The organism is Nocardia sp. NPDC050710 (assembly GCF_040654375.1).
Classification (GTDB): domain Bacteria; phylum Actinomycetota; class Actinomycetes; order Mycobacteriales; family Mycobacteriaceae; genus Nocardia.
The window spans coordinates 1-16,270 of record NZ_JBFAHV010000030.1 but is presented as its reverse complement, the minus strand read 5'-3'; the positions used below and the strand labels follow the sequence as shown (position 1 = coordinate 16,270).

At 64.8% G+C, this 16,270-nt stretch carries 14 protein-coding genes and 1 pseudogene; 7 read left to right on the top strand and 8 right to left on the bottom strand.

What is annotated here, in order from left to right; translation table 11 throughout:
- Positions 1–99: 99 nt before the first annotated feature.
- Both AB0H61_RS34200 and AB0H61_RS34195 read left to right on the top strand, forming a co-directional pair.
- Entirely contained in the window at positions 100–903 is an 804-nt protein-coding gene (locus AB0H61_RS34200) for a class I SAM-dependent methyltransferase (RefSeq protein ID WP_357311899.1), read from the top strand.
- A gap of 700 nt (positions 904–1,603) precedes the next feature.
- Positions 1,604–2,725, top strand: coding sequence for a CapA family protein (locus tag AB0H61_RS34195; RefSeq protein WP_357311963.1), 1,122 nt, complete (start codon positions 1,604–1,606; stop codon positions 2,723–2,725).
- Here AB0H61_RS34195 and AB0H61_RS34190 read toward each other — a convergent pair.
- The 5 genes and pseudogenes from AB0H61_RS34190 to AB0H61_RS34170 all read right to left on the bottom strand — a co-directional run.
- A pseudogene (locus AB0H61_RS34190) lies at positions 2,706–3,275 on the bottom strand (phosphoribosyltransferase); the annotation flags it as partial. The gene AB0H61_RS34195 and the pseudogene AB0H61_RS34190 sit on opposite strands and share 20 nt — an antisense overlap.
- A 159-nt stretch (positions 3,276–3,434) precedes the next feature.
- Entirely contained in the window at positions 3,435–4,142 is a 708-nt protein-coding gene (locus tag AB0H61_RS34185) for a carbonic anhydrase (protein ID WP_357311898.1), read from the bottom strand.
- Between the two features lie 186 nt (positions 4,143–4,328).
- The gene (locus tag AB0H61_RS34180; RefSeq protein WP_357311897.1) at positions 4,329–4,754 is read right to left on the bottom strand and encodes a hypothetical protein; all 426 of its coding nucleotides are present in this window, start codon (positions 4,752–4,754) and stop codon (positions 4,329–4,331) included.
- A 127-nt stretch (positions 4,755–4,881) separates the two neighbouring features.
- A complete protein-coding gene (locus tag AB0H61_RS34175) occupies positions 4,882–5,445 on the bottom strand; it encodes a vitamin K epoxide reductase family protein (RefSeq protein ID WP_357311896.1) in 564 nt (187 codons plus the stop codon).
- 25 nt (positions 5,446–5,470) lie between these two features.
- On the bottom strand, positions 5,471–6,430 hold the full coding sequence (locus AB0H61_RS34170; RefSeq protein ID WP_357311895.1) for an acyl-ACP desaturase: 960 nt from the start codon (positions 6,428–6,430) through the stop codon (positions 5,471–5,473).
- Between the two features lie 549 nt (positions 6,431–6,979).
- Here AB0H61_RS34170 and AB0H61_RS34165 point away from each other — a divergent pair.
- Positions 6,980–7,825, top strand: coding sequence for an alpha/beta hydrolase (locus tag AB0H61_RS34165; RefSeq protein ID WP_357311894.1), 846 nt, complete (start codon positions 6,980–6,982; stop codon positions 7,823–7,825).
- Positions 7,826–8,027: 202 nt separating this feature from the next.
- The gene (locus AB0H61_RS34160) at positions 8,028–9,356 is read left to right on the top strand and encodes a family 1 glycosylhydrolase (protein WP_357311893.1); all 1,329 of its coding nucleotides are present in this window, start codon (positions 8,028–8,030) and stop codon (positions 9,354–9,356) included.
- Positions 9,357–9,787: 431 nt separating this feature from the next.
- On the opposite strand, the gene AB0H61_RS34155 is transcribed toward AB0H61_RS34160, so the two are convergent.
- The 3 genes from AB0H61_RS34155 to AB0H61_RS34145 form a co-directional block, all read right to left on the bottom strand.
- Positions 9,788–10,237, bottom strand: coding sequence for a thioesterase family protein (locus tag AB0H61_RS34155; RefSeq protein WP_357311892.1), 450 nt, complete (start codon positions 10,235–10,237; stop codon positions 9,788–9,790).
- Entirely contained in the window at positions 10,234–11,475 is a 1,242-nt protein-coding gene (locus AB0H61_RS34150) for a methyltransferase domain-containing protein (RefSeq protein ID WP_357311891.1), read from the bottom strand. Before AB0H61_RS34150 ends, AB0H61_RS34155 begins: the two co-directional genes overlap by 4 nt.
- Positions 11,476–11,768: 293 nt before the next feature.
- Complete coding sequence (locus tag AB0H61_RS34145) at positions 11,769–12,716, bottom strand: zinc-binding dehydrogenase (RefSeq protein ID WP_357311890.1); 948 nt, start codon at positions 12,714–12,716, stop codon at positions 11,769–11,771.
- 87 nt (positions 12,717–12,803) lie between these two features.
- On the opposite strand from AB0H61_RS34145, the gene AB0H61_RS34140 reads away from it, so the two are divergent.
- From AB0H61_RS34140 to AB0H61_RS34130, 3 genes are all read left to right on the top strand, one after another.
- Positions 12,804–13,259 (top strand): MarR family transcriptional regulator, encoded by a 456-nt coding sequence (locus tag AB0H61_RS34140; protein WP_357311889.1) that lies wholly within the window; start codon positions 12,804–12,806, stop codon positions 13,257–13,259.
- A gap of 301 nt (positions 13,260–13,560) precedes the next feature.
- A complete protein-coding gene (locus tag AB0H61_RS34135) occupies positions 13,561–15,252 on the top strand; it encodes an alpha/beta fold hydrolase (protein ID WP_357311888.1) in 1,692 nt (563 codons plus the stop codon).
- Positions 15,253–15,632: 380 nt separating this feature from the next.
- Entirely contained in the window at positions 15,633–16,016 is a 384-nt protein-coding gene (locus AB0H61_RS34130) for a hypothetical protein (protein ID WP_357311887.1), read from the top strand.
- Positions 16,017–16,270: the final 254 nt, after the last annotated feature.

Genomic DNA, 16,270 nt, shown 5'->3' with positions numbered 1-16,270 from the left:
CGCGGCTGCCCGGAGGGGTACGCTCACCGCCAGAACCGGACCTGCGATGTTCGGGCGATCCGGAGTCACCACGGCCACTGGACCGAAGGACGACCACCGATGAGCAGCCGTCTCGATGCCGAATATGCCGACGCCACCCCGTTGCGCGTGCGGATCGATACCCATGAGCACTACTCCGAGAATGTGAACAACCCGACCGGCGACGTCCTGGACGCGCTCGGTCTGTCCGGGGCCGAATACCTGGCCGATATCGGCTGCGGCGACGCGCGATTCCTCGCCGACCTGGTCGCGACCGGCCACCGGGGGCCGCTGGTCGGTATCGACAGCTCACCTACCATGGCCGCCGCCGCCGACATCATCCCCGGGGTGCGCGGCGTGCTCGCGGACGCCACTCAGATTCCTTTCGACGACAACACCTTCGACGCGCTCAGCGCACGCCACATGCTGTACCACGTGCCCGACCCACGGGCGGCGCTCAGCGAGTTCCGGCGCACCGTCAAGCCCGGCGGCACCGTGGCGATCGTGGTGAACCATCCCCGGAACTGCCCGCGCACCGCCGAACTCGTCACCGCACACGCCAGAACCTACGGCGTCGAACAGACCGGTTCCTTTCGCGCATCCGTCGACTCCCAGAGCCTGCCCCCGCTCATGTCGGAGGTCTTCGGCGCAGTGCGGATCCACCGTTGCGACAACGCGCTCGTCTTCAACAGCCCCGCACCGCTCGTCCGGTTCGCCGAGGCGCTGTTCGCGTTCTACGGCGTGCCCGTTGATCATCCCAGCCGTGCCGACATCCTCGACGATCTCCGGGGCGATGTGCAGGACTGGTTCGGTGCCCATCCCGGCGAGAGCTGGCGAGATCCCAAGGGGTACATCGTCGCCGCGGCGGATGTGGATCCGAGCTGATCCGACGGCCGCGGGCTCATTTCACATCGCGCGCGTCTTGGATCGGTGCGTCTGCGCCGGTATTCGGAAGGCCCCCTCTCCTCTGTGCAGCTGTTGATACGGCGTGCGTGAGTTGTGTTGTCGACGTAGGTGGTGGTTGTGGTCGAAGAGGTGAGCAATCATGCGTAGATGCGCATATCTACGTATCTGAATGTTCATTTCCGACGCCTGCGACAGGTCGACGTTCAGATCCCTTGCCCCGCACATGGCGATTGCGCAGAGTCCGGCCTACGCGCCGCCCCGCTATCCCCGGAGGGGTCGATCCATTCCTGACCTCCCCCACTTCCCCTGTCCGACAGACACTGTCACCACGCATTTGGACGTCGCTCCCCCGCTTCAACCCACCTCCCCGCCCCCGCACCGGCAAGCGACTGGACCGAAAGCACCGGGGCGCGTGTCCAGGACGTCGTGGCGCGGTGAGTGAGCCTGTCCAACAACGGTTCCCGAGGCTTCGAGCGCGCGGTAGACGCACACATAGCCGATGGCGGCCAAGACGAAGATCGGGACGCCCGGCGAGGCAACGGCGTCACGATGAGCGCGGCGACCACCGTGCGACGGACCGACCCGAGCAGCCGCGACAGGGTCGGCAATATGGCAGACCCGGCCACCAACGCCTTCGAGGTGTTCACCATCCCGCCGCGCATTGAGCGATATGACGGAAATGATCGACAATGGTGGTATGGCGACGGTGCTACTGGCCGGCGACGTCATGTTGGGCCGCGGTGTGGATCAGATCCTTCCTCACCCCGGTGATCCGACGCTGCACGAACGAAGTGTCGACGATGCGCGGGTGTATGTGGAGTTGGCGGAGCATACACACGGTGAATTCGCGCATCCCGTGGACTTCGACCACCCGTGGGGTGACGTTCTACCGATTCTTGCCCAGGTCGACCCGGAGGTGCGGCTGATCAACCTGGAGACCGCAATCACCGCCGATGACGCGTTCGCACCCGCCAAGGGCATCCACTACCGCATGAACCCGGCCAACGTGCCGGTGTTGACCGCCATCGCACCGGTCGTCTGCGCGCTCGCCAATAATCACATTCTCGATTTCGGAATTCGAGGGCTGGCGGACACGGTGGAAACCCTCGATACCGCGGGCATCCAGCGCGCCGGGGCGGGCGCGGATTCCGACGATGCCCGGACCCCGGCGGTAACGAAAATCGATGACGGACGACGAGTGGTAATTGTCTCGGTCGGTGCGGGATCGAGTGGGGTTCCACAATATTGGTCAGCGCGCGCCGATCGGCCGGGGCTGTGGTGGATAGGGGATTCACCGAATATTCGCGCCGCCGACGAGGTGGCGGCAGAGGTGTTGGCGCACAAGCGCAATGACGATATCGCTATCGTCTCCATACACTGGGGACCCAACTGGGGCTACGGGGTCCCATACAGCGAACGGCAGTTCGCGCATCGGTTGATCGATGCCGGAATCGACGTCGTACACGGGCATTCCGCACATCATCCGCGGCCGATCGAGATCTACCATGGCAAACCGATTCTGTACGGGTGCGGTGACGCCATCGATGATTACGAGGGCATCCGCGGTTATGAGCGGTACCGCCCGGATCTTCGCCTGCTGTATCTGGTGTCCATCGATCCCGGCGCGATGGAGACGCGAATGATCCCGCTACGGATCCGGCACATGCGCCTGCAATCGGCCACGCACGACGACTCTCAATGGCTGTGCGAGACGATCGAGTACATCAGCCGCGACTTCGGTACCCGTGTCGTACCGCGACCCGACGGCCTGCCGGCGGTGTTCAAGACCGCACAACACTGAGATGGCAGCGGAACCAGTCGCGGGCCAGATCCGCCACCTGCTCGAGCGCACCGGGCTCCTCGAACAAGTGCGTCGCACCGGGGACGACGTCGATTTCGCTCGGACACGGCATCCGCAGCTGGGCCTCGCGATTGAGCTCCAACACCCGCCGGTCGTTACCGCCGACGATCAGCAGCGTCGGCGCGCGAACGTGCGCCAGCCGCGGACCGGCCAGATCGGGGCGACCGCCACGGGAGACGATGGCCGCGATCTCGGTGCCGGGTTCGGTGGCCGCCCACAGGGCGGCGCCCGCACCGGTACTCGCCCCGAAATATCCCGTCGGAAGACCGCTCAGGACCGACCGCGTGCGTAGCCCGCGGGTCACCTCGACGAGACGTTCGGCGAGCAGCTCGATATCGAAAACACGCGCACGGTCACCCTCCTCGGCCGCGGTCAGCAGGTCGACGAGCATGGTCGCGAGTCCCGCTCGGTTCAGTACATCGGCGACCAGCCGATTCCGTGGACTGTGCCGTCCGCTCCCGCTGCCGTGCGCGAAGACGATCAGGCCGGTGGAGTTCTGCGGGACAGCCAGTATCCCCGTCAGCCGGATGGACTCCGACGACAAGATGACTTCTTCTGTCCGCGTCAAGGGATCGGATGCGGAGGGCAGCATCGAACACCTCCTGGTATCCGGATTACCCGCTCAACGAGTCATGCGCAAGAGGCGGTATCAGGCCGGGGCTCCGTCGAGCACTTCGACCCGCCCGGTGTCGAGGTAGTAGTAGGCGCCGACGACCGAAAGAGCGCCACGCTCCACCAGGGGCGCGAGGTCGTTGTTGCGCCGTAGGTTTTGCGCGGTCAACTCGATCTGGATGCGGGCCATAGTCTCGACCGGGTCATCGCCCGGCGAATCCATCAGCTCGTATGCCGGGCGCAATGCCTCCACGATCGACTGCAGATTGCCCGGCAGTGCGGTGCCCTCCCGCAGGGCCTTGTATGCCGCGGCCACCGCACCGCAGCGCTGGTGCCCGAGGACCATGATCAACGGTGTGCCGCTGGTCATCGGGCCGTATTCGACGGATCCGATCACGACGGGACCCACCGCGAGGCCGCCGGTGCGCATCACGAACAAATCGCCGAGTCCGGTGTCGAACACCAGCTCCGGCGCAACGCGCGAATCGATACACGACAGTACGACCCCATATGGCTGCTTATTCTGGGCCAGCAGCTCACGTCGATCCGGATCCCGGTCGGGGTGGTCCAGGTTGCCGTCGATCCAGCGTTGGTTGCCTGCCATCAGCCTGTCGAAGGCGGCCTTCGCGGTCTGCGGCGGAGCTTGCGGCGTGTGGGTTTGCTCCGAAGATTCGTCTCCCCCGCACCCCGCCACCACCGCGGTCAGCGCGCCGACCAGAACTGTCCGACGATCGAGCACACCCATGTCGTCACCTCCGCATTCGGCGAAACTGTGCCATGGCAATTGCTGCAAGTTGCGCGCGCCCGGACCGTTTGCCCCCGCACACCGGCACCCCCTCGCACCGGATCTCGCTCGCCTGGCCTCGAGCTCGAACCGTAGGTCCCTGCGTCAGCGCATCTCTGCGTGTCGCCGCCTGTGTGGCCCGACGGCCTAGGGTGCGGCGGCGATGGCCAGACCGATCAGGGTCACGACCTTGGCCGATTCCAGGCCGACATACCAGTAGTGGGCGCCCGAGCGCGGCAATTCCTCACCTGCCAGCACTCGATCGGCGCGGCGCGTCAGCGGCGGCCGGATCACCAGGATCTGCGCGGCAAGGATAGCGACGGCGGCGCTGAGCCAGGCCCACGCCGCCCCGCCGGGAGACAAGATCAGACTTGCTCCGATCAGTAGGACGGCCAATCCGGTTTCGGCGATATTCAGCGCACGAAACACCAGTCGTCCGATGCCGAGACCGAGCGGGAGCGTGATCCCCGGCGCCCGGAACTTCAGCGGTGCCTCCAGGAATGAAATGGCCAGCACCATGCCCAGCCACAGCATCGGAAGAAACCACAAGAGATGTTGCGCGACGGTGTCCACGCCCCGGACCCTACCGACGTCACATCTCGGAAATCAGGGACGTTGGTCCCTATTCCGGCCGACTTCGGCCACGTGCTCGAACCGGGCGGATCGACGGCATCGTCGCGGCCATGGCCGGATTCGCCGATTACAGCAGAGATAGCCAATAGTCCTGAAAGCGTAGAAAAACCAGGAGCAGCACCACCGCGTAGAACAGTGCCAGCACGGTCCAGCGCCATTGCACGAGGACACCGAGTGGACCGCCCGTCCCGCCCCACAGCCGACCGCTCACCACGATCAGCAGCAAGGGCGTGGCGACCCACACCACCATGCAATACGGACACAGCGCATTGATCCGGTACAGGGTCTGGAAGATGAACCAGCACACGAATCCGACACCGACCGCGGTACCCGACCACAAACCGCCCCAGATCCAGCGCGGGAATCCTGCCCCGGCCACCACCGACGCACCGAAGGTGACCATCACCGAGAAACCCACTACGCCGAGGATGGGATTGGGGAACCCGAAGACCGCGGCCTGCTCGGTCACCATCACCGATCCACAGGACAGGATCGGATTGATACTGCACGATGGGTGGTAGCCGGGTTCGGTGAACAGCTTGAAGCGCTCGATGGTCAAGGTGATCGAGGCCAGCCAGCCGAGCAGACCACCGAGGAGCAGCAGCCACGCCGAGGCCCGGTGAAGCGTCATCGGGTCCGCGGCGATCACCGGCCGTTCAGACACGGGCCCGTTCGCGAGCCAAAGCGCGGTCGCGCTGCTCCTCGAAGCGCGGAATCTTCACCTTCTCCATATCTTCGAGAAACGCCGCCAGCTGTTCCCGCACCTGCTCACCGCGCCCGCTGAAATCGGTGCGGCCGAAGAGATTCCACTGACGCAGCACCGGCTGCAATACCTCTTCGAGGTGCTGGCGTAAGTCATAGACGCCGTGCTTGGCCATGAGCACACCGTTGCGGCGGAAGTTGGGCATTCCGGCACCGGGCATCCGGAAGTTCTGCACGACAGTGGCGATGGCCTCGATAGCCTGATCCGGCACCAGATCCAGGGCCGCACCACACATCGTGCGATAGAAGATCATGTGCAGGTTCTCGTCCGCGGCGATGCGCTGCAACATCTTGTCGGCGATCGCGTCGTTGCACACTCGGCCGGTGTTGCGATGCGTCACCCGGGTGGCCAACTCCTGAAAGCTCACGTAGGCAACCGAGTGCAGGAATCCAGCGCCGCTGTCCACATCGGCCGCGCTGACCCCGGATGAGAAGCCACTGGTCATATGTACCATCCTGGCTTCTTCGAGTGCGACCGGATCGACACCACGGGTCACCACCAGGTAGTCGCGAATTACGGTGCTGTGGCGCATTTCCTCGGCGGTCCACCGTCCCACCCAGGTGCCCCAGGCGCCGTCGCGGGAGAAGTTCTCGGCGATCTCCCGGTGATAGGAGGGCAAATTGTCTTCGGTGAGCAGATTTGTGATCATCGCCGCCTTGGCGACCTCACTGAGCCCGGATTGTTCGGCCTCCCAATCGATTCCGCCGAGAGCGGCAAAGTTGCGGCCTTCATCCCATGGCACGTAATCGTGCGGGTGCCAATCCTTGGCCATCGACAGGTGTCGGTGCACGCAGTCCTCGGCCATCGGCTCCAGCTCGGTGAGTATTTCGCGCTGGGTCAGATCACGCGTCAACGGTGTTGCCTACCTTTCCTTCTCGACGAGTACCGGTGACCCGGTTCCCTCTCGATCACGGGTGTCCATTACGTCATCGATCCACGGCCGCAGTCGGCGCTCGCATTCGGAGATGCGCTCGCATTAGGCTCGAATCCTTCGGTTCCCCATGCCACCATCGCGATCCACCGCCGCCCAGGGCCGAATGCCCTCCGATCCAAGGACCGAGTGCTCTCATCCGGGGGCCGCGGGATGAATCACATTCCGCGACACCGAATCAGCGCCGAAGGTGCCATAGTGTGAGCAGCGGAACCCCTCACCCGTAGTGCCACAGGCCATCTCTTGCGGTGACATCGGCACCCATCCGTCGGGTTCGGACGGTCGAACCGGCAGTGCCCGCATCGGCTCGTACACATTCCTTGTTGCCACACCATTGCCATCTCCCGAGAGCAATCGGTGGGATACGCTGCCGTATGGTGAATAAACATTGATTTACTGGCGATTTCACATCGCCACGTCTTGATTGCTGTATGTTCGCTGTCGTCGGCCACAACTTTCGGGAGGTTTGTCATGATCGATGAGCGCGACCGATTCGCTGATCTGTCCGAGGTCAGGATGTGCTACCGCGACGAGGGTGATCCGTCGGGGAAACCGCTGCTGATGATCATGGGGCTCAGCTCGCAGCTGATCCACTGGCCCCAGGAAATCGTCGACCGCCTCGGCGAACGCGGCTACCGGGTGATCCGTCCCGACAACCGCGACAGCGGTCTGACCGAGTGGAAGATCACGCCGAGCCAGTACTACCTGAGGGCGATCGCACGCGACGCCGTCGAGCTGCTCGATCATCTCGATATCGAGCAGGCGCACGTCGTCGGCGCGTCGATGGGCGGGATGGTCGCCCAACTCCTCGCGATCGAGTACCCCGAGCGGGTGCGGTCGCTGTGTTCGATCATGAGCACCCCGCACATCAGCATCGGCATGGCCGATGGGGACGTACTCCAAGAGCTGACCAAACCACTGTCACCGGATCGTGAGGAGGCGATCGAGCAAATCGTCGACCTCTACACCCTCATCGGCTCGAAGACCTACGCCGACAGGGAGCGCCGCCGCGCACTCGCGACCCAGGCCTACGATCGCGCACGCCACCCCGACGGCCCGGCACGACAGGTGACCGCGTCCATCATCGCTCCCGACCGCAGGAGTCGCCTCCAGCAGTTGCAGCTGCCCGCGCTGGTCATTCACGGCGCCGAGGATTCGCTCATCAAGATCGCCGGCGGCGAGGCCACCCACGCGGCAATCCCCGGATCGACCTACCTGCCGTTCGATGCGATGGGCCACGACATCCCCGCGCCGCTGTTCGACGAAATCGTCGCGGCCATTGCCGACAACGCCGCCCGGCGCCCGGCGGTCGTGTAAGGCTCTCGCCGCTCCTCCACGTTGTTGCCGGGTGGCCTCTGCCGGAGGCCACCCGGTGACGTGATTGGGCAACTCGCGCGGAGCATCGGCATCCTCGTCGCCAAACCGGCTGACCCGAGCACGGTCTCAGACGTAGTGTGTGAGCGCACGAACACCAACGCCGCGATTTCGCTGCGGTTTGCGTGTCCGAAAAAGGAGTTCGATGCGATCACAGAATCGCCGCCACGCCTTGGCCACCCTCGCGGTCGCTACCTCCGCGCTGCTCATCGGCGGCACCGCCCCCGCCCAGGCTCGACCCGCACCACCCGCGCAGATCGCGCCGCTCGGCGCGGATTTCCTCTGGGGTGTCGCCGCCTCGGGCTACCAGTCGGAAGGGCATGCGCCGGACAGCAACTGGTCGAGGTACGTCGCGGCGGGCAAAACCGAGGACCCATATGACAATTCGGTCGATTTCGCCACCCGCTACCGCTCCGACATCGAGTTGGCCGCGCAATTGGGCGTGAAGGTCTACCGCATCGGCATCGAGTGGGCACGCGTGCAGCCCAGGCCCGGCGAATGGGACGAGAACGGATTCCGCTTCTACGACAACATCATCGCCACCATCCAGGCCGCGGGCATGCGCCCCATGCTCACCCTCGATCACTGGGTCTACCCCGGCTGGGAGGTCGACCGCGGCGGCTGGGGTAACGCGGGCATCGTCGAGGACTGGCTGACCAACGCGCACAAGGTCGTCGACCGCTACACCGCCGCCGATCCACTGTGGGTCACCTTCAACGAACCAGCCATGTACGTACTCAACGAGACCCGGCACGGCGGCATCTCACCCCTCGCGGCGCCAGCCATGTTCGACCGGATCGTCCAGGCGCACAGCAGTATCTACGACTACATCCACCGAGCCCAGCCGGGCGCCATGGTCACCAGCAATGTCGCGTACATCCCCGCGGCCGAAGACGCGATCAACGGCGCGACCATCATGTCCCGCATCGCGGGCAAGCTCGACTACATCGGCATCGACTACTACTACGGCCTATCCCCCGACAACCTCGCCGGGATGACCAACTTCACCGAGCTCTGGAAGAACCCGCTCCAACCCGAGGGCATCTATTACGCGCTCGAGCACTACTCACGCGCTTTCCCCGGCAAACCCCTCTACATCGTCGAAAACGGCATGCCCACCGAAAACGGCCTCCCCCGCTTCGATGGCTACACCCGCGCCGACAATCTCCGCGACACCGTCTACTGGCTCCAGCGCGCCAAGGCCGACGGCATGAACCTGATGGGCTACAACTACTGGAGCCTTACCGACAACTACGAATGGGGCTCCTACACCCCGCGTTTCGGCCTGCACACCGTCGACGTGCTGACCGACCCGTCACTGACCCGCAAGCCCACCGACGCCGTTCCCGCCTACGTGAATATCACTCGCAACGGCGGCGTCCCCCGCGACTACCACCCGACCCGAGCACCCAAACCCTGCTCCTTCGTCGACGCCCTCGCCAGCTGCGCCGACCCTGTCACCATCCCGAACTGACAACCGCCGACATCCCACTGTCCGCGGCGTCGAACCGATGCCCGACACGCGACACGCCACGTTTCGGCGCGCCGTGACAGCCGAATGCGGAAGACAGGGATACAGTTGGCCCGTCGTGTGACGTGGCGGCGTCCATACGGCAATCGGGGAAGCGATCCGCCCGGTGATGATTCGTCATCGCCGGGCGGATCAACTTCAACCGCCGAGATTCGGAAATGCCGCTCGCAGTCGACGGCTCGGCCGGACCGCACTGGGCGTTCGGCGGTCCGCACCAGAAGCCGCGGAACACTCCATCCACGTCGACATTGGTGGAGAAGTCCTCGAAGTCCATATTCGCCGACGACAGGTTGTTCTCCAACGGCTGGCATTTCGCTGGGCACCACGCGAAAGGTCTGAAAGCCCACCACATTTGCGGGTGAGAGTTCGGCTCGTCAGGCGCTTGTGCGTGGCTGCGGCCGCTTTCCGATGACGCGATTGATGAAGGCGTCGATGTCGATGATCGCTCGGCGGTGAGTTCCTGAACCGATCAGGCCGGATTCGTCGTGGCAGGTAACGTCGAATTCAAGGGTTCGGCCGTCGATGTCGGTGAGGGTGATATCGGCGGTCACGGTCATGCCTTCCGGCGTTGCGGCGACATGACTGACGTCGACGTGGGTGCCGACCGTTCGTTGCTTGTCGGACAGATATGGCCGAAGTGCGGTGATGCAGGTCTGTTCGACGAATCCGATCATCATCGCGGTGGCGAACACCGGTGGCATGTCGACGAACCCGGGCCACGACGGTTCCACACGGGGAACGGTGTGTTGCGCACCGACGACCATATGCTCGCGGTGCGACAGGCCGAGGCGAAGGGTCGGGTGTTGTCCATCGAAGGTGTTCATACGATTCCGATTCTCATGTTGACGGGCCAGCTGACCTGTCGCGGCTTCATAGGATCACCCCACAGGTCGGTCAGTTCCTCCGCGAAGGCGTGCAGTACCTCGGGCTTGCCCGCGTCATCGACTCGTCGGACCGCCGACCAGGTCGACAGGTAACCAAGCACCTCGTTGAGGTTCCAGTCCTTCGTGATGCGCATCGGTGGTGCCGGGTATTCCTCGAACGGGAAGTCGAGGTCCGTGTAGCCGCTGTCGACGAGCTTGCGTTCCGGCGGCCAGTACGGGCCGATCTCGTCGCGGTAGAAGCGGTCGAACCGGTCGGCCAGGTCGGGTTCGAGTTGCACTACCCCGTAGCTGATCAACGCGAGCACCGCGCTTTCGACGGCGATCCGGCGGACCTCGGAATAGAACGCGGGCCGGTCGAACCAATGCACCGCCTGGGCGGCGGTGATCAGGGCAGCACTGCGATCCGGGACAGCCAGCTTCTCGGCAGGCGCCCGGACGTAACGGACCCCCTGCTGCGGTTGAGCATGCTCGATTTGCTCGGCGCTCGGATCGAGACCGATCGTGGCACGGAAGTAGGGAGCGAGCTGGGCGGTCAGTTGCCCGGTTCCGCATCCGACATCGACCGCGAGATCCGCGGCCGGCGCCAGTGCGGCGAGGAACATCGCGAGACGGTCCGGATACTCCGGACGGAAGCGCGCGTACGCCAGCCCCCCGCGATCGAACCAATTCTTGCCCTGTGTTCCGCCCTGTGCGGGCAACACAGTCGGCTGCTCCTTATGTTGCCGAGCCGCGCGGATCCTATCCGCGAACCCCGTGCGCTCCAACACGCTTGCAGTGTCTGCGAGAACTCGCCGGATCGGGAATCCGATCTCCCTTTCCAAGTCCACGACCGCCGCGAACGTGACCTCCCAATGCGGCTCGAGCTGCTCGACGAGACCGCGCCCTTTGTCGGTCAGACGCAGGCCGCTCATGCGGCCATCGTGAAGTTGCTCCCGTTCGAGCAGCTCGTCCGCCACCATCAGCCCCACGGTCTGGCTGATTGCACTCTGCGTGACGTGCGTCCGGTTGGTGATGTCCGTGACGGTTGATGCACCGTCGCTCATCGCCCGCAACACCGGGGTGTACCGAGGGCGGTACGACATACCGAGTGAGGCGTACACCTCCTCGGCGCCTCGATCGATCAGCTCGCCGACATACCGAAGAAGCTCACCGAGCCCCGGCGACGAAAGCACCTGCATGCTCCAAAATTTACATTAGTGCTAATGCAATTGCCATCGATCATCGCTCCGAGCGTGCACGGAGTCATCCATGAGTTGATGCAGTGATCCCTCGAGCCCGAGATCGTCGGCGAGCACCATGGCAAGCGCTGCAGGGCATTACGGTGTTTGCTTTCAGGTCGGTTAGCCCGCTCGGATCCTGCGTGGACCGGTCATGCTCCGTCACCCCGAAGCAGTTGATCACTGCCAGGCACGGTCCCCGATCCGGCGCGGGATACCTGATGAGGTGTCCCGGCCGGATCGGGGACGGCGATTCATCCGATGCGGACGATGCTCTTGCCGCGGGTCACTCCGTCAGCCAGATTCGCGATCGCGGTCTCGACGTCGGCGAGGGCGTATTCGGCGGTGACATCGACCCGCACCGACCCGTCAGCGATCAACGCCATCGCGCGAGAGGCACTGTCGGCGAGCCGCTGCGGGCGGGTCCGGCTGGCCAGGTTGCTGTTGTAGGTCATCAGCGACTGACCGTGCATCAGCAGGTCGTTGGCCGACACGGTGACCGGTTCGAAGGTAGCGATGTTGCCGTAAACCACGATCCGGCCGTGCGCCGCCAGCCGGGCCAGGCTCGCGACCCGGGTAGCCCCGCCGACCGGGTCGAGGATTACGTCGAACTTCTCCTCACCCAGGACATCGGGGAACTGCTCTCGCGTCAGCACGTCGTGGTAGCCGAACTGGCGCGCGTAATCGAGCTGACCGGCATTGCCGACCACCCCGACGATCCGTTCCGCGCCCGCGGCAGCGGCGAACTGCCCAGCCAGCGACCCGACACCACCGGCGGCGGCATGGATCAGCACACTGTCCCCGTCCCGGACTCCGGCGACGGTATCGACCAGGTCGTAGGCGGTCGGAGTCACCCACCCGAACGCGCCCGCGGTACGCGGGTCGACGCCCGAGGCATTGATGGCCAGCACCGCGGGCGCGGTCACGGTCTCGGCGTAACCGCCCCCGCCGACCAACGCGACCACCTGTTCACCGATCCTGCCCTCGTCCACGCCCTCGCCCACCGCGATGATCTCGCCTGCGGCTTCGAAGCCCGGCACGAACGGGCGCGGGATCGGAAAATGCCCTCCGCGCACCAGCACGTCGCCGTACTGCACTCCCGCATAGACGACACGGATCGCGACCTCACCCGGCCCGGCCACAGGCTCGTCGACCTCCGAGATCCGGAATGTGTCATAGGTGTCCAGTACAACAGCCTTCATTGCATACAACTTTCTGTGTTGACTCAGTATCCTGATACAGGAACTTAAGCAGTATCAGATACCTGAGTCAACTGAGGGAGTTGTGACATGGTCGATGTGCCCGTCGAGGAATACGTGTGCACCCGGATCCGCCGCGCCGAGCAGGCGCTCATGGCCCACCACGAGGCGGTGCTGCGCGGTTACGGGCTGACCATGACCCAATACACGGTGCTGCTGACCCTGTCCCGCGACGACGCTATGTCCGGTGCCCAACTGGCTCGCGCGTGCGGAGTCACCCAGCAGAGCATGGCCACCGTCTTGACCGGCATACAGAACAAAGGACTCATCGACCGGCAACCGTCCCCGGTGCACGCCAAAGTCATGATCGCCACCCTCACCCCGGCCGGCCGCGACCTGCTCGACCGCGCCTACCAGGAAGTCATCGTGCTCGAACGCGCCCTCACCGACCGATTCACCCCCGACGAGCACAAACTATTCTGCGAATTCCTCGACCGCGCCACCGCCACCCTGGTCGAACAGACCAGCGCCGGCCCCACCAACTGACCATCCGCGGCCCGCAGCCCGGCCGAGAAGTCGCCGGAATGTGTGACTCGCAGCGTTTGGTGGCGCTGTTCTCGCACTATCGGATGGCGCGGATTGCACCGACCACCGGTGTCTCGGAGCCCGAAGCACGGTAGTTCTTACACAGGTGGGGCCAGTTGTGGTTCGGCCGCTCTTCTTGCCGGTCGGTTTCATGGTTGAGTAGTTGCCTGACAGCAGTGGCGACTCGTCATCGAGCCGGTTAGGTTGGCTACGGTCTGTCACGGGACGAGGGGAGTTGCCTGTGCGGCGTTCGATGGGACCAGTGTCCCGGATATCTATTCTGGTTCTCGCGCTGAGTCTTTCGGGCGGGTACGCGGCCGCCGACAGCGGCACCTACAACCTCGAATTCGGTCCGACACCGCTGGCCCACACAGCCGATCCGAGTGAATCCCCACCGGTCCCCGCGGCCATCGCAGATCAGAGTCTGGCCTGGAAGCCGTGTGGCGAAACAGGGCTTCAGGACCTCCTGGATGGCGAGGTAGCAGCGGCAGCGCGTACGGCGCTGCTCGACGGGTTGCAGTGCGCGAGCGTGCAGACGCCGCTGGATTGGTCGGATCCCGCAGCAGGGCCGACCGTGAGTTTCGAGATTTCGCGGCTGCCGGGACGAGGCATGGGACGTCCCCTGCTGACGAGTCCAGGAGGCCCCGGCGCCGGCACCCTGCTCAATCCCATCCAGTGGGCCACCGCTATTCCGGAGCTACGTGACTCCTATGACCTCATCGGCTTCGACCCGCGCGGCACAAGCCTGTCGAGCACCGCGGCCGACTGTGACGTGAACAGTTCCGGCGATCCGCAGCTGCTGGCGACCGGCCGCAACGACGGCGCCGACATCCTCGATTTCTCGCCGGCGTCGGTGCACCGACAGCTGTCGCAGGCCAAAGCATGGATCCAGTCTTGCGTGCAGCGGTCGGCGCGGACGCCGACCGGCAGGACTGTTCTCGGTGCTGTCGACTACTGGCAGACGGTGCGGGACCTGGATCTGGTGCGGTCGCTGCTGGGCGCCCCGACGTGGAGCTACCTCGGCGCCTCCCAAGGGACCGCGCTCGGGTTGGAGTTGGCGCGCACGTTCCCCGGCAATATCGACCGGCTGGTGCTCGACTCGATCATCGATCCGGCCCGCTCCCTCGCCGATGCGCACCGAGACCGCGTCCTGCACCAGCAGCGGACGATCGAGGACGCGTTCGCCCCCTGGCTCGCCACCCGCGGCACACCCTTCGGGGACAGTCGTGAGGCCGTCCTCGCCGCGCTCACGCGGATGCGTGCCGACCTGACGGCCCACCCCCTCGCGCTGCCCCTCGATCGAACCTTCAGCGGAAACGACTTGAACACAGTCCTCTTCGGTGTCGGCAACGGACCGTATGAGGCATTGGAGCGGAAGCTACTCACCCTGCACGCCGCGATGTATAGCCCGTCTCCCGCCGCGCAGCTCAACGCAGCCGTGACCTTTCGCCTACCGCCACTCACCGACGAGCTCAATGGGGACCTTGTCCGGGCCGGCTCCCGAGTCGGCTGGTGGACCGCACGCAACTGCAACGACGCCGGCTGGAGCCACGACCTCGACGAGATCGTCACCACCGCACAACAAGTCGCGGCCCAAGCACCGCTGACCTACCTCGGCATGGGTTTCACCGCGGCCTGCGCCTTCTGGCCCGAACCACACCACGACCCGAACTCGGCACCTCTCGATCACATCACATCCGCCCTGCTGATCAGCAACGAGAAGGATCCGGTAACACCGATCTCCGGAGCTCGAGCTGCACACGCCGCTATCCCGAATTCCCGGCTCATCACAGTCCCCGGCACACAGCATCACCTGGTCCTGCCGCAAACCCTGCCCAACGGCCTACCCGGCTCGATCCCGACCACCAGCACCTGCGCCACCTCCGCAGTCATCGAATACCTCATGCACGGTCAACTCCCGGACACCGATACAACCTGCCGACCCGACCGATAACGACTCGTTCATCGAGCGGCGCTGGGGAACCCGCGTAGCGAATCAAGGCAGCGGCGGTGGACCTACCAACGGTGTCGTGGTAACGATCTTGGGCTCAAGGGATCACTGCATCACCGCGTGGATGATTATGTCGGCGTGGAGGTTTGGGTGCGGGATTGCGGGATGTCTGCTGCTCGTCAGGACGAGGTGTGGCGTCGGCGGCGGGCTGGTGAGTCGTTCAGCGCGATTGCTCGGTTGCTCGGGTTGCCGTTGCAGCATGTGCGGAGGTTTCTCGCTCAGACCGGAGGAGTTCACCGGCCGCCGCCACGGCGGCGCAGCCAGCACTTGACGATGGCCGAGCGCGAGGAGATGCACGCAAGGCTGGGCAGCCGGACCCGAGGGTGACCGAGCATCTGCTCGCTGCGGCTACCGGCGTTGAACACATCGTGCATCCCTCGATCGTCGGTATCGATCGCATCCCGTTCCGCTACTACCGCAACAAACTCGCCTGCGAACGTCTCATCGAAGCCAGCGGTCTGCCATACACCATCGTTCGCGCGACTCAGTTCCACGAATTGATCGCGTTCGGGCTGCATACGGCGGGGCGGTGGCCGATCGCACCGCTGCCGCTGGATTTTCAGTTCCAACCGGTCGCCTCAGCTGAAGTCGCCAACCGTGTGGCCGAGTTGAGCGAACACGCTCCCACCGGAAGGGCCCCGGACTTCGGATGCCCTGAGGTTCTCACATTGGAACAGCTGATCGATCGCCTGGCGCACAATGCATGAGCGGCCACAACGGATGCTGAGGATCCCGTTCCCCGGCAGAATCGGACGCGGCTACCGCGCCGGCCTCAACACCTGCCCCGAACATCTCGACGGAACCCAACCTGGGCTGAGTACGTCACCTCCCAGGCCGAGATCGAATACACCAACGCCTTAGGCGCCAGGGGCCGTCCTCAAAGCCATACGAGCAGGGTGGCCAGGTCGAGCATGCCTCGATAAGAGGTCGCGGTCTTGTCGTATCCGGTGGCGATGGCTCG